19 protein-coding genes are annotated in these 19,115 nt (G+C 39.8%); 7 read left to right on the top strand and 12 right to left on the bottom strand.

Features of this window, described 5'->3' with window-relative positions; genetic code table 11:
* Window positions 1-5: 5 nt before the first annotated feature.
* Genes ACSLUH_RS17810 through ACSLUH_RS17795 form a run of 4 tightly spaced genes read right to left on the bottom strand, consistent with a single transcriptional unit; the run spans window position 6 to window position 2,865 of the window.
* Complete coding sequence (locus ACSLUH_RS17810) at window positions 6-656, bottom strand: SCO family protein (RefSeq protein WP_448569523.1); 651 nt, start codon at window positions 654-656, stop codon at window positions 6-8.
* Window positions 646-1,047, bottom strand: a complete 402-nt coding sequence (locus ACSLUH_RS17805; protein ID WP_448569521.1) for a hypothetical protein — start codon at window positions 1,045-1,047, stop codon at window positions 646-648. Before ACSLUH_RS17805 ends, ACSLUH_RS17810 begins: the two co-directional genes overlap by 11 nt.
* Entirely contained in the window at window positions 1,040-1,612 is a 573-nt protein-coding gene (locus ACSLUH_RS17800; RefSeq protein ID WP_448569519.1) for a hypothetical protein, read from the bottom strand. Before ACSLUH_RS17800 ends, ACSLUH_RS17805 begins: the two co-directional genes overlap by 8 nt.
* 41 nt (window positions 1,613-1,653) lie before the next feature.
* Window positions 1,654-2,865, bottom strand: coding sequence for an MFS transporter (locus ACSLUH_RS17795; protein ID WP_448569517.1), 1,212 nt, complete (start codon window positions 2,863-2,865; stop codon window positions 1,654-1,656).
* A gap of 175 nt (window positions 2,866-3,040) precedes the next feature.
* On the opposite strand from ACSLUH_RS17795, the gene ACSLUH_RS17790 reads away from it, so the two are divergent.
* The gene (locus tag ACSLUH_RS17790) at window positions 3,041-4,000 is read left to right on the top strand and encodes a LysR family transcriptional regulator (protein WP_448569515.1); all 960 of its coding nucleotides are present in this window, start codon (window positions 3,041-3,043) and stop codon (window positions 3,998-4,000) included.
* 8 nt (window positions 4,001-4,008) lie between these two features.
* On the opposite strand, the gene ACSLUH_RS17785 is transcribed toward ACSLUH_RS17790, so the two are convergent.
* Window positions 4,009-4,350: a hypothetical protein gene (locus ACSLUH_RS17785; RefSeq protein WP_448569513.1), complete on the bottom strand. Its 342-nt coding sequence runs from the start codon at window positions 4,348-4,350 to the stop codon at window positions 4,009-4,011.
* A gap of 396 nt (window positions 4,351-4,746) precedes the next feature.
* Between ACSLUH_RS17785 and ACSLUH_RS17780 the strand changes: the two genes are divergently transcribed.
* The 5 genes from ACSLUH_RS17780 (at window position 4,747) to ACSLUH_RS17760 (ending at window position 10,370) form a co-directional block, all read left to right on the top strand.
* Entirely contained in the window at window positions 4,747-5,598 is an 852-nt protein-coding gene (locus ACSLUH_RS17780) for a MipA/OmpV family protein (RefSeq protein WP_448569511.1), read from the top strand.
* Window positions 5,599-5,660: 62 nt separating this feature from the next.
* Complete coding sequence (locus ACSLUH_RS17775) at window positions 5,661-5,999, top strand: DUF3019 domain-containing protein (protein ID WP_448569509.1); 339 nt, start codon at window positions 5,661-5,663, stop codon at window positions 5,997-5,999.
* Between the two features lie 3 nt (window positions 6,000-6,002).
* The gene (locus ACSLUH_RS17770) at window positions 6,003-6,716 is read left to right on the top strand and encodes a response regulator (RefSeq protein WP_448569507.1); all 714 of its coding nucleotides are present in this window, start codon (window positions 6,003-6,005) and stop codon (window positions 6,714-6,716) included.
* Window position 6,717: 1 nt separating this feature from the next.
* On the top strand, window positions 6,718-8,001 hold the full coding sequence (locus ACSLUH_RS17765) for a HAMP domain-containing sensor histidine kinase (protein WP_448569505.1): 1,284 nt from the start codon (window positions 6,718-6,720) through the stop codon (window positions 7,999-8,001).
* A gap of 110 nt (window positions 8,002-8,111) precedes the next feature.
* Complete coding sequence (locus ACSLUH_RS17760; protein ID WP_448569503.1) at window positions 8,112-10,370, top strand: TonB-dependent receptor plug domain-containing protein; 2,259 nt, start codon at window positions 8,112-8,114, stop codon at window positions 10,368-10,370.
* A gap of 63 nt (window positions 10,371-10,433) precedes the next feature.
* On the opposite strand, the gene ACSLUH_RS17755 is transcribed toward ACSLUH_RS17760, so the two are convergent.
* Both ACSLUH_RS17755 and ACSLUH_RS17750 read right to left on the bottom strand, forming a co-directional pair.
* A complete protein-coding gene (locus ACSLUH_RS17755; protein WP_448569501.1) occupies window positions 10,434-11,645 on the bottom strand; it encodes a type III PLP-dependent enzyme in 1,212 nt (403 codons plus the stop codon).
* Between the two features lie 535 nt (window positions 11,646-12,180).
* Entirely contained in the window at window positions 12,181-13,080 is a 900-nt protein-coding gene (locus ACSLUH_RS17750; RefSeq protein WP_448569499.1) for a LysR family transcriptional regulator ArgP, read from the bottom strand.
* 100 nt (window positions 13,081-13,180) lie between these two features.
* Between ACSLUH_RS17750 and ACSLUH_RS17745 the strand changes: the two genes are divergently transcribed.
* Window positions 13,181-13,807, top strand: a complete 627-nt coding sequence (locus tag ACSLUH_RS17745; protein WP_448569497.1) for a LysE/ArgO family amino acid transporter — start codon at window positions 13,181-13,183, stop codon at window positions 13,805-13,807.
* A 35-nt stretch (window positions 13,808-13,842) separates the two neighbouring features.
* On the opposite strand, the gene ACSLUH_RS17740 is transcribed toward ACSLUH_RS17745, so the two are convergent.
* The 5 genes from ACSLUH_RS17740 to ACSLUH_RS17720 all read right to left on the bottom strand — a co-directional run.
* A complete protein-coding gene (locus ACSLUH_RS17740; RefSeq protein ID WP_448569495.1) occupies window positions 13,843-14,187 on the bottom strand; it encodes a DUF2834 domain-containing protein in 345 nt (114 codons plus the stop codon).
* Between the two features lie 178 nt (window positions 14,188-14,365).
* A complete protein-coding gene (locus tag ACSLUH_RS17735; RefSeq protein ID WP_448569493.1) occupies window positions 14,366-14,770 on the bottom strand; it encodes a DUF1801 domain-containing protein in 405 nt (134 codons plus the stop codon).
* A gap of 50 nt (window positions 14,771-14,820) precedes the next feature.
* Window positions 14,821-15,693, bottom strand: coding sequence for a redoxin domain-containing protein (locus ACSLUH_RS17730; RefSeq protein WP_448569491.1), 873 nt, complete (start codon window positions 15,691-15,693; stop codon window positions 14,821-14,823).
* Window positions 15,694-15,866: 173 nt separating this feature from the next.
* On the bottom strand, window positions 15,867-16,157 hold the full coding sequence (locus tag ACSLUH_RS17725) for a YciI family protein (protein ID WP_448569489.1): 291 nt from the start codon (window positions 16,155-16,157) through the stop codon (window positions 15,867-15,869).
* A 322-nt stretch (window positions 16,158-16,479) separates the two neighbouring features.
* On the bottom strand, window positions 16,480-19,115 hold a 2,636-nt coding region (locus tag ACSLUH_RS17720; protein WP_448569487.1), incomplete at its 5' end, for a collagenase.

Here is a 19,115-nt window from a genome sequence, read left to right as displayed (position 1 = left end):
TGTCTTTACAACTCACTATATAAGGTTAAAAGTTCGCTTAATTCTAATGCTATTTTATTTGCATCAAACCCTGGGCGAAACCGTCCAACAAACTCCGCTTTAGGGTTAATTAATGAGAAATTGATCGAGTGACTGACCTGATAATTTTTATCCTGGGGCGCAGCAACAACACTAAATTGAATAGCCAAAGATTCGGCCAAGCCATCAACTTGGCGCGTGGTTGCGGCGATAAATTGAGAATCAAAGTAGCCTACGTATTTTTCAACCTCAGCTAATGAATCGCGATTAGCATCAACCGAAACAAAAACCACTTGCAATTTACCTTGATTAAGCTGTGGTTGAAGTAATTGCGATAATTGAGCAAGCTCCATCAAACTGGTTGGACAAATATCACTACAATGCAAGTAACCAAATAAAACAATCGTCCAATGGCCTTTCAATGACTGGCGAGTAAAATCACCAATGGTTGATGGTAGTGAAAAGTCAGACAGTCGACGCGGCGATTGCAATAATTCTATGGCTTGCGTTTCGATATTGGGCGACTTTAATTCACTTAACTTTAATTCACTTAACTTTAGTTCACTTAACGTGAGTCCAAGCATTACCCCTAATGCAATAAAAACCCATAAAGCGAGCACTTTCCCCTTATTTATCATTGACGTACTCTTTCCATGCATGAAATGTTAAGCCTATCGCGACCAATGCCGGTAAGGTTACACCTGAAAAATCTTCACTAAGGGAATTAACACTGCATATACCAACAAAAACTTCCCAAAGGTGAAATACCGCATGCCCTGCTAACCAGACACTTGGCATTAACCACATCGCAAAACGAGCATTCGTGTACAGCGCTCCCAAGATAAATGAAGCGCCATTTAGTAGATAAATAATACCAATGTCGCGGAGAAAGTGCTGATTAAAGGGACCACGATCAGGTACGCCCGGCACCAACCAATACCATGGTTCAGGAGATACGATCATAAAGACCCCGTTGGCAATGCCAAGAACCCCTAGAAGGATCGCCAGCCAAGTAACTGATTTAGCCATCGAAGCTTCCTTCAGCTCTGACATCAATACTGCGCGTCGGGCTCAAATCAACTTGCTCCACCTTGATTTTACTACAGGTATTACCATAGCCGAGTGCATACTTAAACGCAGGATAGACACGCATTGAGCTAATCGCCAAACCAATGGCAATTAAGCCTTTATGCCCCCATAAGCGAACAATTTTTTCTCTTAAGTCGTCAGCTTGGGGATCATGAGCCAATACCAAATCTGTAAACTCAACGACGAGCGCAACGTCAGCTGGTAAGTTTTCTATGTTACGTTCAATTATTGCCGTAACTATGTCTTTACTGACCTTAGCTTCGAGTGCCAAATTGACTACTAACTGCGTACATGGGCCACAATCATCCCAAATAATCGCACGCAGTTTTGCTGCATACAGTGGCGCCTTGGGAACTCCACCTTGATGTGATGCCAAAGATTGAAACATCATGAACTTAATAAACGCTGCACTATCATAGCGCACCATATCGCTCATATAACTAACATCATAATCGTAACGCTTGCTCATTGAAGCGAGCATTTTGTTAAACATACGTTTTAGCATAGCTAGTCCTATTGTCGTGTGAGATAAAACCCTAAAATTGATTAAAGAGACGTGTTTAGTTGTTGGTCATTAGCGGATTGCAGACGACTTTTTTCTAAGCCAACCATGGGTTTAAACAATACCGCTAGACTCATTACAAAAATCAGCGCACATGAATTAAGCAATAACTGGTAGTGCTGTTCATTGATAAGGCTTGCACCGAGTAAAGGCCCAGACGCTAAACCTAAGAAGGAAACCATCGCAGCAACAGTTGAAAGGCGACCGCTACTATCAAGGTCAGCAGTCATTGCCAATAAATAGGCTTGCACTGCAGGCCAAGCGACAAAAAGTAACGCTAAAGCAACAACATAAAACGGGGTAGACGCACTAAAATGTAATAAAAAGCAGCTAGCTACTGACAAACCAATACCCATCACTAACCACTTGGATCTTCCTAGGTCTTTGCCTACAGCAATAGGAAACATAGCGCCTAATAAGCCTAACATTCCTGTTGCTGCGATCGAGGTATTAACATTATCTGACAATAAACCAGCTGATAACCCTATTTGTCCTGCGTAGGCATATATTGCGCTGGCACTAAATTGATACAAAAATATAGTCATCAACACCAACAAGCTTTTTGCCTTAAAAATATGATCTACTGGCGCTTGGTTAGCATTTGCCTGTTCATTGGCTTCAACCTTAAGACGTGCCATTGGTATTAAGATCACAAAGCAAAAACTGATAACGCTAAAGCTTGCCATCACATAAAATACAGCATAAGCATCAACAAGACGTTCAAGATCAGGTAGGAGATAGATCACTAAAGACCCGACTAAAAACTGGATCAGTAGTAAAACACCAAAAGCACGATCAGGACTTGGCATTTTCGCCAAAAGCGCAAAGCTTATTCCTAAACACAAGCCGCCAATAACCCCGGCTAAAAACCGCCACAACAACATCAATTGATAGTCAAAAAACAAGCCCGTACTGGCATCAACTACAGCAAGAATGATAAACAGTCCAAGCAAGGTAATTTTCCAACCAATACGATTAACGATCACAATCGCTAACAGACTTCCCAATAGACCTCCATAGCCATTAATCGCTACGATTTGTCCAGCTTGCTGTTGATTAAAACCAATTCCTCCTGCCAAAGCATCAATAACACCTGGCATAAAGTTGATATAAGCAAGGCCTGCCATAGCAATAAAACCAAGCAGGATATAGTGGGTGACGGTAATATCGAGTTTTTCAGCGACAGCGGTTTTCATCGAATATATTCCTTTTGGGCAACAATCTATTTCTTTAACGAAGTAAGCTTAAGTTTGGTCATAGTTTAGAAAGACAAAGACAAAGGAAAAATAGTGAAAACACCCAAACATCCATGAATAGTTTTCATGAATAGTTATGATATAGTGGAGTTATCTCACTTTATTAGCGAAGCAAATGGACAAACTGCGCTCTTTAGAAATATTTTTAGCGACCTGTGATGGCGGAAGTTTTGCCGCAGCGGCAAGACGTTGTAACACCGATCCATCTACCGTCAGTAAAGCGATAAGCCGCTTAGAAGCTCAGCTGCAATTGATATTATTTCAACGTTCAACACGGCAGTTAAAATTAACATCGGCCGGTAACCGGTACGCGCAGACGGTCAGAAAAATGATCCAAGAGTTGTCGCTATGTGAACATGAATTACAACACTTAAACGATAGCCCTTCTGGCACATTAACGATAAATTCAGCCGTATGTTATGGGCACCTATACATAAGGCCGCTATTACAAGCGTTTTGTCGTCAGTACCCGCAAATAAAGTTAGTGCTACAAATTAACGACTTTCATGTTGATATTATCGATAACCATATTGATATTGCTTTGAGAACAGGCTACATCAAAGATAGTCGTTTAATCGCACGACGTTTAAGTCCGATGGACTTTTTAACCTGCGTTTCGCCACTTTATCTCGCCGAATATGGCACACCTCGTCAGGCGAGCGACTTTCATCATCACCAATGGATCGGATTTGAAATTAAAGAAACTCGGCAACTTCAGCCAATATTCTTACCGAACGAATATGGCGAGTATCAGCCTTACGAGCTTAATCGAAGCCACATTACCGATGATGGTGAAGCCATGGCACATATGTGCGCTGACGGCTTAGGGTTTGCGCAACTGCCCCACTTTCTGGCAAAGCAAGGGCTTAACGATGGCAGCCTGATATCTCTTTACCCATACTTTAGACCGCCACAACCAGAAAGCGGCGTCTTTGCAATCTATCCCAAACGTGACTATTTACCTGCCAAAGTGCGTGTTTTCATCGACTTTTTAACGAAGGCATTAAAAGCTCAAGGTGAGGAAACCCATCATACCTGGGCAGAAGAGTGGCCAGCTAAAATTAACTTCTTTTAAATATACTCTTATCTTGTTATTCCAAAAGCAGTAACGCCCAAACCAACAAGTATAGAGCTGGCCACTAAGTTAACTAAAAAAGACACAATAGCAATAACAACACTTTGTTTATAGCCAACACGAAAAATTACCGAGAATGCGAAGCCCGCAAATACGAAGGTAACAATAAAAGCTAAAACTGAATTGGAAAAAATATCTGATGCAAGTAAGTCTGCTGCAATGACTGCGACTGTTGCAATAATACAAGCGCGATAACTATTGGTGGCAGCACCAAGATTGACAGCGACATATCTAATAGAGACGACAGGTAAAACGATAAACAATAAAAACGACAAAAAAATTACTATCATTAGAACATTCCATGTATATATTGGCCCTTCCTAGGGGATAATCGCTGGCGAATATAAACAAATCATTAACAAAAGCCAAGCTTTCTTTGTGATTTTATCAAGTTGTTATAACGTATTTTGCTACCAATTTGATTGCTCCTTTCCCAACGCAGAATATAAAGCGTTCAATCCTTCAAACTACTCACTTTGTCTGTTAACTCGGCAGTTAAAATTGTTAATCCCCTTCAATGTTTATCAGTAAACAAGAAATTCAATATTTCAGCTCTACTATGCTAGGATCCTTCATAACAAAAATAACATCGATACAATATGATACATTTTGATAATTGCTGGTACAGCTTAGCTTTACAACTTCCTTTACTCTGCCTACCTAACAGTCATTAATGGAGTAAAAAGATGAAGTTATTAAAAATAGGTAAATCGGTTTCTCATGGCATTTTAGCCCTGCTAAGCTGTACCGCCATGTTAAGTAGCGTTGCGCAAGGCGAAGAGCAAGAGCCTTGGGTAGAAGGTTATTTAAAAGTTGGCTATGGGTTTAAATACAAAGCGTCCCCCTACTGGGATAAGGACAGTGGGGGTTCATTGTTTATCAGTGGTCGTTACCAAGTCAAACCAGGTTTTTTTATTGAAATCGCTCATGGCGCAAATGAGCTCGACCAAGGAACTAACATAGGTTTTAATTTTTACAATACCGATACGTGGAGTTTTGACCTATTAACGGTGCGAGGTCACGGTGAAAATGCGTATCACTTTGGCAATAATGAAACAACTTTCCTTATCGAAAAACGTAAATCAACCAATATGCTTGGCATTAGAACGACAGGTGCTTTCGGTCGTTCTACGGTGCAATTTACCATTGCTCCATACACCTTAAATAAACAATACGACAATGCACTTTATGCATCGCTTTGGGGCTCTCACAGTTGGCAAGTGAAAAACTGGCAAGTAAACGCCGCACTTGGCGCTGAGTATCGCTCTGCCGGTATGCTTGATTATTACTATTCAACCACACCAGCGATGGAGCAAATCGGGATCCCAAAATATCAAGCAAGTTCAGGCATCGATATCGTCTCGCAATTAGGTGTCAGCTACCCGATCAGTGAAAATGTATTGTTTGAAAGTTATGCTCGCTATAAGCTCATCACCAACAGCATTACTGATTTTCCGCCAATGAAAATTGCAGCAAACTTAGACAGTCGACAGCAACACGAAACTGAGTTTGGCATACTCGTCAGCTACGTATTTTAGGAGGCATTATGTTAATAACTAAACACCTCCCACTAGCGCTGTTAATTTGCCTAGGTATCTCGATGACAAAAGCTCACGCACAACAGATAAGTTTGAATTTAATTCCTGAACAATGTGTATCGGTTCATCAGGGTGAAAAATGTTATGTTGATGTGGTGATTAAATGGCAAGCCCAAGCAGCAGGCGATTATTGCTTATATGCCGATAGTCAGCAGCTACCGCTTCAGTGTTGGCAAGCAAGTAGCGCTGGACACTTTGAACAAGAATTTGTCACTCATCAGAATATAACTTTCACTATTAAGCCTAAAGGTAGTGATAACCCAATGACAAAGAAGACACTTAAAATGGCGTGGGTATACAAAAAAAATGTCAGATCACGCATGACATGGAGACTATTTTAACCGATGGACAATCAACAGCTTGCACACCTATTAATCGTAGAGGATGACGAAGAGTTAGCGCAATGGATGCAAAGTTATATGAGCAATAAAGGTTACCATGTTTCGCTATGTCACTGTGGCCTTGAAGCTGTTGATTTAATCATTAGCCAGCAACCTGATCTAGTTATTTTAGATGGTATGCTACCAAATCTTGACGGCATCGAAGTATGCCGTCGTGTTCGTCCGCATTTTAATAACGCCATCATTATGGTAACCGCTCGAGATGAAGAGATTGATGAAGTTCTTGGTTTAGAAATGGGCGCCGATGATTACCTAACCAAGCCGGTTAGAGCACGAGCTTTATTAACACGTGTACAAAAGTATCTCGTAAAACAAACGCAAGCGCATTCACGCCTACTTCCTGAAAACAATGTTTTACACTTCAATCAACTTACCATTGATAACAATAATAAAACCATCACACATCATCAACAAGACATTAAGCTGTCAACTCAAGAGTTTGAACTGTTATGGATTTTGGCCAGTAAAGCGGGAAATATAGTCTCGCGAGAATCATTGGTAAAAGAACTTCGGGGCTTTGATTACGATGGATTCGATCGTTCAGTAGATATAAAAATATCTAGAATTCGTAAAAAGCTCGATGACGACCCGAATAATCCTAATAAAATTAAAACAATTTGGGGTAAAGGGTATTTGTTTATCAAGGAAGCTTTTTAGCATGCGCAGGTTAACCTACTCACTTCTCTTTGTTTTACTCTTTTCAACGATTGGCTTTAGTTGGTTAATCGATAACTTGTATCAACAACATACCAGCCCTTTACATGATGTCGATAAAGTCAGGTTATTTGAGCAAATGGGTGAGAACATTGGTCAAACATTACAACAGTTAGATAGCCGGAAAACATTTATCAACCAATGGCAAAGCTCTCATCAGTATAACCTTAATCTGCACCAACTAAAGGAACTAGCGCTGCCTGAGAGTTTGGTTAAACAAATAACATCGGAGCACTTTTTACTGTTAACCACCGACAGTCAATTGTCCTATCATTACTTACTGCCAGAAAATAACGTCATGGTGCTTAGCGCTCCAATTGACCTTTTTGAGCCTGCTGATAGCAACGAAAAATATTTCTATACCTTATTATTTTATACTTTATTGCTCGGCGCATTTTTACTTTGGGCTTACCCACTACTTAAACAACTTCACCATTTACAAACGAGTGCAAAAGCGTTTGGAAACGGCGAACTATCCCGTAGAGTTAATCGTCACAGGTTTTCATACATCGAAGAAATTGAACAAGAATTCAATCGCATGGCACAACGTATTGAAGATCTCATCAACGATGTAAAATTACTGAGTAATGCTGTTTCTCATGAACTTAGAACGCCTCTGGCTCGCATTCGATTTGGTTTAGATACGTTGGCCGAAGAAACAGATATTACGCAACGCTCATTATATATTGACAAAATAAACCATAATCTTGATCAGATGACGGAATTGGTTGAATCGCTGCTCGGTTATGCTCGCCTTGAGCAAACCATGATCAATTTAGCTTTTGACCCCGTTGATATCGCCACTTTATTAACTCAAATTAGCCAGCAGTTTCATCATCAAGATATTACAATCAACACATCACTGCCGCCTAATAAGGTGTTTCTCAATGGCGACGCTAATTTTATTACCATATTAATCAATAATTTAATAACTAATGGCTTACGATATGGTCAAGGTAAGGTATTGATTGAATTAACAGAGCATGTTGAAAATGTTGTTATTGCTATTCATGATAATGGCAAAGGAGTCGATAAGGCTTTACAGCAAAACATTTTTAAGCCCTTTGTTAGAGCTTCATATAACAAGGTCAAAGGTTACGGCCTTGGCTTAGCTATCGCTAAACGCATTACCGACTGGCATCATGGCTCGATAACCATTGCTGACTCTGGCCAATTAGGTGGCGCAAAGTTCATTGTTAAACTTCCTAAACGCAGTAAACCGGAATAGCAATCTATAATTCGTCAGCATTTAATTTATCAACTACACTGATAACTAAGGCTTGTAACACTTTAGAAGTAATTTTACGTGAGCGTCGTTAGCGTTGTGAGGTGGTTGACTTGAAAAGTAATGTCAATGTTAAAAGTCGAGCAGGTTACCTGTCACTCGCGATTCTATTGAGTCTATTCGGTCAAAAAACAAATGCTGAACAAGTCGATATATTTAAACTTTCACTGCAAGAGTTACTGGATCTTAAAGTGGTAACCGCGAGTAATAGTGAAGAAAAACTTATCGACGCCCCAGCTGCAATGGTCATTATTACTGAGCAAGATTTTCGACGCAGAAATTATCACAACCTTAGCGAAATTCTCGCAGACTTACCTGGCTTTGACACCATCGAAGGTGCTCATAATGGTTACATTAACTTTTATCAACGCGGTTATCGCACCCCGTTATCAACACGTACCCTTTTAATGATCAATGGTGTTGTTGATAACCATTTGTGGAGCCAAGCAGCAATTCTTAGCCGACAATACCCGATATCCAACATTGAACGAATAGAAGTGCTCTATGGTCCGGCATCGGTAGTTTATGGAGCCAACGCATTTTTAGGGATCATTAACATCATAACCAAATCCCCCAAGGCGTTAAAAAATAATCAACACGAGTTGTCCCTTAGAGGCGACATTGGTAGTTGGAAGTCAACCGGTTTAGAACTATCAGCTGTCGGTAAACTAACCGAGTTGCAATACAGTTTTTCAGCAAAGTGGTTCAGTAGCGATGAAGAAGATCTCTCAGACAGAACCCCATTTTTAAGTAATGACCTCTACGGCGACACCACTATTTGGGGGCCATTATTGGAACTCAGTAATGATGGCAAGAAGCTTGGACAATACTATAACCCGACTGATGATTGGGGAATATTGGCCGATGTGTCTTATCGCTCATTGAAAGCTGGCGTGATACTGTGGGATACCAATGAAGGGTTTGGTGCCAATTATGCGGCCGACCGCGCGCAAGCAAACGCCGATTGGAACAACAATTCTCGTCAGTTTTTTATTGAGCATCATTACCCGTTGTCCCCCGAAGTTAACCTAACCAGCAAAGCGATTAAACGCAGTAGTCGCGTCTGGGGTAATTGGGCTGAAGCAGAGCCGGACTGGCGCGAGGGACTATCAGATTACTCATTTATTAGTTACACCCATTGGAACACCACCAGCGATGCAATGGAATTTAAGCAAGACCTTGAATTTCAGTATAAAGATAATGTACTGATTAACAGTGGTTGGCGTTACTTAAAAAGTGACGTCACCAAAGCTTATGACGTGCCTGGGTATTGGGCTGGTAGCTATAGTTCAACCACGCCAACTACAGATATTGGCCCTTATGGCTATGGGGCTGCTATTTTTTATAGTACCGACCCTATTTATACCTTTAACGGCAAGCCACTTAGCACTGTGCCTGATGAAAATAGAGAGCAATTTAATGATAAGGGTGTGCATGTTGCCGCCATTATCGATACATATCCTTGGAAATTTAATGTTGGGATACGTTACGACACTAGTAGCTTATGGGGGAGCTCAACCAACCCAAGAGTATCAACTATCTACAATTTTAACGACCAGAAAAGTACGATAAAGCTCATATACGGAGAAGCATTTCAAGCACCGCCAGCGCAATTTCTCTACGGTGGATGGACGGGGCGTAAAGCCAATCCCAATCTTTTGCCAGAAACCGCAAAAAACATAGAAATTGTCTTTATGCATCAAGGGACAAATTGGTTACATGATATGTCACTTTATAGTGCCAAGTACGATAGTGTGGTTAGAGAGGATGCCATCAATGATGCTAAAAGAGATATTTGGGGGTTCGAATACCGTGGTAAGTTTATTTACCCCAATATTTTTAATGTTAATGAATCGATTACTGGTCACTTGTATTACACTTATACTCATGCTCAAAGCAGCCTTACATATAACCATCTGCGTCAAGAATGGCACCCAGAAACGACAAGTTTAGGTGATATAGCGCCGCATAAGGTTAGTGCATTGGTTGATATCCCAATAAATAACCAATGGCATTTAAATTTACGCGGTAACTTTGTTTCCCAAACCCCTTTATATTCTCACAACCCACTATCGGCTCAAGGGATCAAACTCCCCTCTCGAGCTTTATTTGATATGTCACTTAACTATCAATTAAAACAATCGCGAGTGAGCATAAAAGTGAAAAATATCTTAGATCGAAAAATCTCAGCACCCGGGTTACGACAAGCAGATGCAGGCTTGGATAATAGTGGACGCAGTAAAGGCTATAATAATTCGCTAACGCCACTTCCAGGACGTTCCATTTGGTTAACTCTTACCCATCAGTTTTAAAAGCCAACACTTAAGGTAGAGCATTGCTAATTGCTCTACCTATTTTCTATTTAATACCAAAAACTAAGCACTGAACGCGTTCTCCACTAAGGATTGTTGATTAAGTACAACAAACTCAGCGCGTTTGAAAAAGTTAAAGTCGGTGGCCGTGCACGATGTATATGCGCCCATCATTGTACTAACGATCAGGTCACCGTTATTGAGTTGCGGTAACATAATACTCTCGGCAATCACATCAATGCTATCGCACGTTGGGCCAGCAAGTACCGATGAATGCTTGATTTCGCTCTCAACTACGCTGTGAATTTGGTATTTAGCTTCATCAAACATTAAGCCACTAAATGACCCATAAATACCATCATCCAAGTAATACCATGTTTGGCCATTTCGCTGTGCTTGTCCCATGACACTTGAAATATTGGTGACCGCTGAAGCAACGATAAAGCGCCCAGGTTCTGCAATCACGCGAACCGTTTCTGGTAAACTCGCTAATGCAGCACGAATAGGTGCACAAAATACCTCTATTGCAACAACGTCAGCACTATATTTAACTGGAAAACCGCCACCAATGTCTAAAGTACTTAGTGCTGGTAACCCTTGGCTGACCGTCTGCTCCATAATTTGTCGACATTGAGCAATCGCATCAACATACTTTTGCGCACTTTTAGTTTGTGAACCAACATGAAATGAAAGCCCTTTCACGCGAATCCCCAAATCAAACGCATATTGGATCAGCGTAATAGTCTGCTCTGGTTTACAGCCAAACTTTTTTGATAAATCGGCGAGCACATCAGCATTAGGGAAACTAACCCTAATCAATAACTCAACTTCATCTTTAAATGGGATAAACTTATCAATTTCGTTGATATTGTCGACGACAAAAACATTGCAACCGTAGGCTAAAGCATGAGCAATATCACTATGGCGCTTTATCGGATGGGTTTGAATAGTGCGACAACTGGGTACGCCAGCCGCAGCGACTAGATCAACTTCCCCATTGGTCGCAAGATCAAAAAAAGCGCCTTCTGCCAATAAAGTTTCTACAACGGCAAGATGCGGTAATGGCTTTAAAGCGTAATGTAAATCAACGTTTGGAAGTGCCTGCTGCAAAGCCCAATACTGTTGACGGATAACGTCACAATCTAGCACCATTAACGGTGAACCAAACTGCGCGACTAAGGCTTGCGCCGTTTGTGCCGAAATAATTGAAGTATCGGCATTGAAATCAACAACAGCAGAGATTTCAGAGGCGACAGTAGGTGATGCTAACGTCATAACATTTCTCCAGACAACATCAATAAAACAAAACTAAAAACTCAATTAATGAGTTTGAGCGAATTAACTAGTAAAAAAATCAGTTCACTCTTGGATAGTTGCTCTACCGCCTTGCCGCAAAAATGCGATGTACTTGGATTGGCTATCATCAAGAACTCGGCGAATAATATTCCTTTTTTTCTAAAATGCAATCATTATTTTTAATCTTATTTTTATCTAGGGTCTGTTGACCTTTGTTTATTTTTTCTGCAATAGGCTATTTTTGAAAATAGCAAAGCAGCGTGAGCGATGTTTGGTTATTCCAAATGAGCGAATGCTAATGCTGCTAGTATTAAAAATAGCCATTGCCCCTTTCGTTAAGGTCTTGGGGCTGAGGCTAAAATGACGTTACTCTTCGTTAAAAACCCATCATTTAGCCCACTAAACTTCAAAGTTTTTGCCTTGATTAACGTCATTTTATTACTCAGCAGAAATTTTAAACAAAAATCAACAGACCCTAAAATAGTGGGGAATTTTTTCTTCAATGAAGCGCTTATTAATGCATCAATTGTTGATGCCCTTGTTTGATAATCGCGTCAGATAGTGCTTTATGAACACCTTTTAACATTACCCAACTTTGCCAATATAACGGTTTAACTAACTTATAATTGGGCAAAATATTGACGAGCTCACCTGAAGCTAATTCTTGTTTAATTTGTAACTCACTAACTAAACAGTAAGCAGTACCTGACTTGGCAAGCATAACAAACGCCTCAGAAGAACCAACCGTATGCAATGGGTATTGTCCTCTTATTAGCCCAAACTGCTCACTTAACAAAGTTGTATGCATGGTATCCATGTGACCAAAAGTAACCGCTGGTGCTTTTGTTAATGCTTCGGCGGTAATACCATTGCTAAAATAGCGCTCTTTAAAACTAGGTGATGCAACTAAAACGTAGCTAAAATTACCTAAAAATGTCGATTGGCAGCCCTTTATTGCTGCCTTTTCTTCGCTAATAGCACCAAATACCTCTCCACCTCTTAACTTATCTAAACTGTATTTCTCATCAACAATGACAAAATTAAGCTCTACGAAGTTTGCTTGAATCACATCTGAAACCGCTGGTATTAACCAGGTCGCCAAACTATCGGCATTGGTGGCAAGGTGCACGGTAAACGGTTGTTCAGGTTTATCAGGAAAAATCTCTTTGCTTAGTTCTCGTTCTAATTGTTCAACCTGATAATAATGGCTGATCAACTTTTTACCGACATCGGTTGCTTGCAAAGGAGTACTGCGAACAATAACCGGTTGACTGACAAACTGCTCTAATTGTTTGATTCGCTGTGATACGGCAGACTGCGTAATAAATAAAGATAAGGCAGCACGTTCAAAACTCTGCTCTTTCACCACGGCTGCCAGTGCTTGCAGTAACTTATAATCGATCCTTTCAGACATTAGCAACCCTTATGGAATATTAAAACAATTAATTTTACTAATAGTACAATAGCACCTATCTTTGCTGCAAAATATATCACCACATTGATAGAGGTAAATCGTGGCAACATCAGCATTTATTCAAGGTATAGCTTTGGGCGCAAGTATGATCATTCCAATTGGCGCACAAAACTCATTTCTTATCACCCAAGGCATACGCCGAAACTATCATTACTTAACCGCCACTATGTGCTTAGTATGTGATATTTTTCTTACGACGTTAGGTGTTTTTGGTGGTGGGCAATTGATCACCAGCAACGATTTAATATTAAATGCTGTCGGATGGGGAGGGATATTATTTCTGCTAACCTATGCAGGTATCGCATTTCGTCGTGCTTGGCAATTTAACTACAGTGATTTACAACAAAATAGCATGTTGTCTAGTCGCAAAGCGGTTATTGCAACAGCGTTAGTGGTTACTTTACTAAACCCTCATGCTTATTTAGATACGGTTGTTATTTTGGGCACCGTTGGCAGTACATTTTTAGGTGACGCCAGATTATTCTTCGCGTTAGGAGCCATTGTTGCAGCAATGACTTGGTTTTTTGGCTTGGCGGCAAGCGCAGCCAAGCTTGCACCTATATTAGCTAAGCCTAAGAATCAACGTATTATCGATGTCATTGTCGGTCTGGTGATGTTTGCCATCGCCTATAAAGTGTTTATTTTTTTATTTTCACAACACGCCTAAGGTAAAACATTTTATATAATCAGGCCTATTGATACTTACGCGGTTCCCGATTGATACGCTAGCCCCTCGCGTTTTACTTTGTTACTTTCTCGGACATAAAGATAGGCGGGTAAGGCGCAACTTAATCCTATGGTTAAGTTTACTAGCACAAACCACAGCGGGCTTGGACTGATTTCATCGTCTCTTTCGGCGTACATAAAAAGCCAAAAGACAAACGATGAAATCAATAAGTCAGCACTAAAACCGCCCGCGGCGCCATTGACGAAAAGTGACGAAGTAAATAGCGTTAAATCAACGCCATGCTGCTGAATAAAATTAAAGAAAAAAACATAGGGAATAATGGCGCCAACAACAGCCATGATCAAAAAAAGGTTACGCATAAATACCGCACTCCATGGTGATATAGTAAAAAATTTATTATTCAAAAATGTTTAGTTGAGTGGTTTAATCGCTCTCGTATTAAATCCATTCAACCAGGAGACCCGCACAGCAAGAAAAATATTTCAGGAAGCTAGTTAGATTTAAAATGTTTGTTAGTTTTTTAATACTCGATATTTTCTATCGAACATTTTTACATGGAAATCGTTGGCGCATTACCTCAACTGAGTAGCGAATAATGTCAGAAAGTACTTTTGTATCGATATCATCTAACTTACTAATATAAAGACAACTCTTACCAACTTTGTGTTTACCTAACCGCACCAACATAGTATCTAACTCGGCAAAGCCCGGCATGATATACATAGTAATGTTTTGCTTTCTTGGCGAAAAGCCGGTCACAATTGAATCTCCTTCTCGCCCAGGATCATACTTATAATGGTATCGACCAAAACCAATAATAGTATTGTCTAAATAAGCGTCAAATCCCGTTGCCTCACTAAATAGTGTTACCAATTTAGTACAATCATCTCTTTTGATATCACTTTGTAGATTTTCGATGAATCTATTCACAATACTATTCATTGATTTTCTCTTTTATTGTCTTAATTATCTATGAAACTCAATATCTGAAGTCAAATTGCTTTCAGTTCTGCTATGAGTTGATGATCATTATCCACAGTCGTTGTTCGATAGATTTCTTTACCGTTATCCAATAAGACGAGTGTTGGAAAATCTTTAACGCTATATTTAACAAAGGTTTTATTACTTTGATCGATCATTCCATCATTGGTAGTGTTAAAACGCTTTTGATACTCTTTTAAATCTTGCTCGCCAGTCCAAAGACTAGATACCACGGTAACCCAATTAACCTTGGGATAAGTCTTCACTAACTGATTAAACGCTAATTGAGAGTCGATACAATTTTGTGAAATTTTTGGGCGAGAATCTTTTAAATACCAATCACACCATGTCGCAACAAAGAAAAGTCCTGTAGGTACCTTGTCAACATTGGCAATCGTTAACTCAGGGGCACTTTCAGAAAAAACTGCAGTAGATAAATTATCAACCTTTTCGCTACCTGCAACCAGTGCCATTTTATTATCTAAAGATTCGTTAGCCTGATGACCACGATGAACCAAGTTCAATTGCTGATCAAATAGCAAGTGATATGGCGTTCCTACGAATTTAAAAATTTGTGCCAACTGACCATCATTATCAATAACAACAGGCATTGTTAAGCCAAATTTTTCCACAACCTTGTTGATATCCTCAACACCGTCATTAATACCCAAATTAATGCTAACAAACTCGATATCATCACCAAGCTTTTCATAGGCTTGTTGATAATGAGGCATTTCTTTCATACATGGTACGCACCAAGACGCCCAAAACTTAATGTAAACTGGCTTTTTTCCTTTAAAGTCGGCAAGTTTTACGACTTTTCCAGATGGGTAACTTATCGGTACAGTGAGATAGTTGTCAGCCGCGTTGGCAAAAGCCACCATAGATAACAAGCCAATTATTATCAGTACTTTTTTACAATGAACATAAACAATCCTTAATTAAGTTTTAAAAATCTACGTACTGCTTTACTTCATTAATACGAAAAATAAAACCATTACAGAAAATCAAACCAATAAAGCGACAACTCTCTCACCGAACTGTCTGATGAAATTCATCAGAGTTGTTTCAAACCTTCAAATTCAGGGGCTGCCATGGTTGGAATAAACTCAGTGATTTGATAGTCAGCAACATCTTCAACAAAAAATGGATCTTCACTGATGATTTTTTCAACATCATCAAGGCTTTCAGCATTAACCAAAATAACGCCACCAGTTCTTGGAACCTTTCGTCCAGAAGCAATGAAAGCTCGTTGCTGATAATATTTTTTTAAAAAAGAAATATGTGCATCTAAATGTTTTTCTACTTGAGAAATATCGGTTTTATATGTGAGGGAAACAATAAACAACTGAGCACTCCATTGATTCGCTAATTGTCAGTACAGTAATGGCGGTACAATACGCAAGTTACGAAGTAAAAACTAGTGGTAAATTGTTAATGTTTGTGATGGTGTTCACGCTTGCTCAAAGTCACGATTGGAAATGTAATGCATACCCTCAGTTTCCTTATGAATTGGTCATCACTATCGATAATGTTAACTACTTTGACAACTCTGAACCGATAGAAATACCATCCCTAAAAACCACGCCCAAAAAAAAGGTTTGTAAGTGAACACCATTTCACAAACAAACCTTTCAACGATTATTTATTCAAATACGCAATAATAGGTTTTATCGCTGGGTTGATAAAGACAGTGTTAACCCCTCATCATCACCAATAACCGTAATACCATGCCATCCTGCCTCTGGGTTAGACACTTCAATGCTTTCACGATTACCTGCTGAAATAGAGCTCAGAGTCGAACTACTTTCACTTGGAATACTATTTGCCCCATAATATAAACTCGCATCGCCCGTACCATGGTCCGTATCTATTCTAAAATACGTGGTTCCTTCTGGAACATGAACCCAAAAAGAACGATTTTGATACTGCTTATCTTTTGCTGTCTCAAGACAAATTTCAGCGATATCATAATAGCTATTCTCTGGATCAACGGTTAAGGTTTCCCATGAGCCTGTTGGTGCATTGGTTGCACATGAATCATTAACTGGTGAAGGTTCAACGGTTGTACCTCCTTCCCACTTTACCGAAACATTCACATTCTCAAAGTTGCTACCATTATACGGTGCCAACATGAAATACCAATTTCCCGAGTTAGGTGCAGCAACAAAAACGGTTTCATTATTCCCGTTTATGTTTGGCTTTTCATCATAATTATCGGTTGTAGGTGCACTAGCATATTTAACATATAAATCAGCTTCACCATCCCCACCACTAATACTGATATCTAAATTGGTTGCACCAGTAGGTACATTCGCAAAAAATTTCGTTGTACCATGGTCAGATGAGGTAACCGTTTCACCATTTGTTAATTCAACGGTTGATGTTACAGGGCCTGTTTCTTCACCGGTGTTATTAACAATCCCATCGACAGTGACTATATTACTTGGCGTGGTGTCACAACTTTCGTGGTTGTAGTAAACAACGATCGATAACCCTTCTTGTTTACCTTTAACATTGACATGATGATTATCCTCTGTACTGACATTGTTAACCACAATACATTCATCATTTTCAGCCTTATTAAACGTCTCTGAAACCGTATTATCTGCCAACCCTGAGCTCGCATAACCATCACGATTATGCAATAACGAAGCATCGTACTTGCCACCAAAAATCTTCACCGTAAACGAATAGATCGTCTCATCCACTGGAATATTGTAGTGCTTTTCATCTTGACCATGCTCTCCGGTGTCGACACAAATAAACTGACCGCCTACCAAGTTCCTGTAATCATCTGAAAAGTAATTATTCATACAAGCATCAGTGCGATAATCCACATTTGGATCCCAGCGGTAACGATCTTCCCCTAACGTTCCATCCGCTACTGGGGTATTCGGGTCAAAACCAAATAAACGCGCCTTGTTATTATCGACCGTTTCTAACCATGTCGTAAATTCCGCGTCATATCGATCCCCGATTGTCTCATTAATATAATGTTTATACGCTAGCACATCACCATCGCGTGAAAGCTCTAACAAAGCATCTATATCACTGCGATGCTTTTCAAACATAAATCGAACACCTAAATATCCCCATGGATAAGCACGACCATTCCAGTCACTCATATTCGCGTTATGCTGAAAAATAGTGGATAACGTATAGGTTTTATTTCGAGCGACGTTTATTGCTGCAGGGTAATCATTTTCTAAATAAAGGTATTGCGCCAACCCTTCTGTCCACCACGTCGTCGGTAAATAACGACCATCAGAGCCTTTGACATTATAACTATAGTCACCATAAAAGTTCATGCGTCCATCAAGGTAATGGATATACTCATGCTTAAGGTTCTGCACTCCGCTGGCGTTTTCATAGGCAATGAAGCGTGATTGCTCATTTTCATTTTTGGCTTCTAAGTACATACCGCCATTATCGACATCATTACCAAAAAAATAATTCGAGCTTTTTTGATACTCTACATCTGAATCAAAAATAACCAGCTCTAATTTACGGTTAAAATCATCATCCACTTGCTGCGGCGAGTTAAAGACAAAGTTAAATAAATCACGTTGCTCTTTGATGATTAAACAGCTTTCTTCCAACTGCTCAACCGTCATATTTTGAGAGCGGATCACCATGTTTTCATCATGAGCACACGCATGATTATTTTCTGGCTTTAACACTAAATCCATCATTTGCTGTTTCTCAGCGGGATCGTCCCAACCGCAAATATTCAACTCATCACAGGTTTTGTTATGGGTATTGCCAGCATACTTAACATCAACGTTATAGTAATACAAAGTCGCTGCACCATCATACCATTCCATTGATTTATAACGTTTATCTTTTATCTTATCTTGTATGATTTGATTTAAAATATCATAGTTATCATGGCTGTTGGCTATCACATTATTGCTATTATCGTAATCTTGGCTAAAGGTATAAAACGCGCGCGCACGATTATACAAATTAACGGTAACATCTTTCGTGTAAAACCTATTGTCAGGGAAGTAGTCAGCATCGATAACTTTTTTCATTGCTAATAGCAATTCACGCAGCTCTTGCGTGCTATTGTGATAAGCTTGTCGCTCTGCTAGCCCGCGACCAGGCCCCGTGGCTTCTGCTGAGCTGATCGCTTCAATTAATTTATAGATGGTGCCGCGATAATTGGCATTGATAACTTCTTGAGCATGCGCTTTAGTAAAGCCGTTAAGGTATTTGGTGATCGGTGCGATCATGCCTTGATAAGTTTGTGCATACCAGACCACTTCAAAATAAGGCCTTAAACTCATATGCGTTTTTGCAC

The sequence above is a fragment of the Thalassotalea ganghwensis genome (assembly GCF_053485795.1).
This window is presented reverse-complemented; position numbering and strand designations above follow the sequence as displayed.

Excerpts from the sequence above, each read along its gene's own strand:
- ACSLUH_RS17810 (WP_448569523.1), bottom strand. The coding sequence starts at position 656 with ATGATAAATAAGGGGAAAGTGCTCGCTTTATGGGTTTTTATTGCATTA.
- ACSLUH_RS17770 (WP_448569507.1), top strand. The coding sequence starts at position 6,003 with ATGGACAATCAACAGCTTGCACACCTATTAATCGTAGAGGATGACGAA.
- ACSLUH_RS17795 (WP_448569517.1), bottom strand. The coding sequence starts at position 2,865 with ATGAAAACCGCTGTCGCTGAAAAACTCGATATTACCGTCACCCACTAT.
- ACSLUH_RS17755 (WP_448569501.1), bottom strand. The coding sequence starts at position 11,645 with ATGACGTTAGCATCACCTACTGTCGCCTCTGAAATCTCTGCTGTTGTT.
- ACSLUH_RS17740 (WP_448569495.1), bottom strand. The coding sequence starts at position 14,187 with ATGCGTAACCTTTTTTTGATCATGGCTGTTGTTGGCGCCATTATTCCC.
- ACSLUH_RS17800 (WP_448569519.1), bottom strand. The coding sequence starts at position 1,612 with ATGCTAAAACGTATGTTTAACAAAATGCTCGCTTCAATGAGCAAGCGT.
- ACSLUH_RS17790 (WP_448569515.1), top strand. The coding sequence starts at position 3,041 with ATGGACAAACTGCGCTCTTTAGAAATATTTTTAGCGACCTGTGATGGC.
- ACSLUH_RS17765 (WP_448569505.1), top strand. The coding sequence starts at position 6,718 with ATGCGCAGGTTAACCTACTCACTTCTCTTTGTTTTACTCTTTTCAACG.
- ACSLUH_RS17735 (WP_448569493.1), bottom strand. The coding sequence starts at position 14,770 with ATGAATAGTATTGTGAATAGATTCATCGAAAATCTACAAAGTGATATC.
- ACSLUH_RS17730 (WP_448569491.1), bottom strand. The coding sequence starts at position 15,693 with ATGGTGGCTTTTGCCAACGCGGCTGACAACTATCTCACTGTACCGATA.
- ACSLUH_RS17775 (WP_448569509.1), top strand. The coding sequence starts at position 5,661 with ATGACAAAAGCTCACGCACAACAGATAAGTTTGAATTTAATTCCTGAA.
- ACSLUH_RS17780 (WP_448569511.1), top strand. The coding sequence starts at position 4,747 with ATGAAGTTATTAAAAATAGGTAAATCGGTTTCTCATGGCATTTTAGCC.
- ACSLUH_RS17750 (WP_448569499.1), bottom strand. The coding sequence starts at position 13,080 with ATGTCTGAAAGGATCGATTATAAGTTACTGCAAGCACTGGCAGCCGTG.
- ACSLUH_RS17785 (WP_448569513.1), bottom strand. The coding sequence starts at position 4,350 with ATGATAGTAATTTTTTTGTCGTTTTTATTGTTTATCGTTTTACCTGTC.
- ACSLUH_RS17805 (WP_448569521.1), bottom strand. The coding sequence starts at position 1,047 with ATGGCTAAATCAGTTACTTGGCTGGCGATCCTTCTAGGGGTTCTTGGC.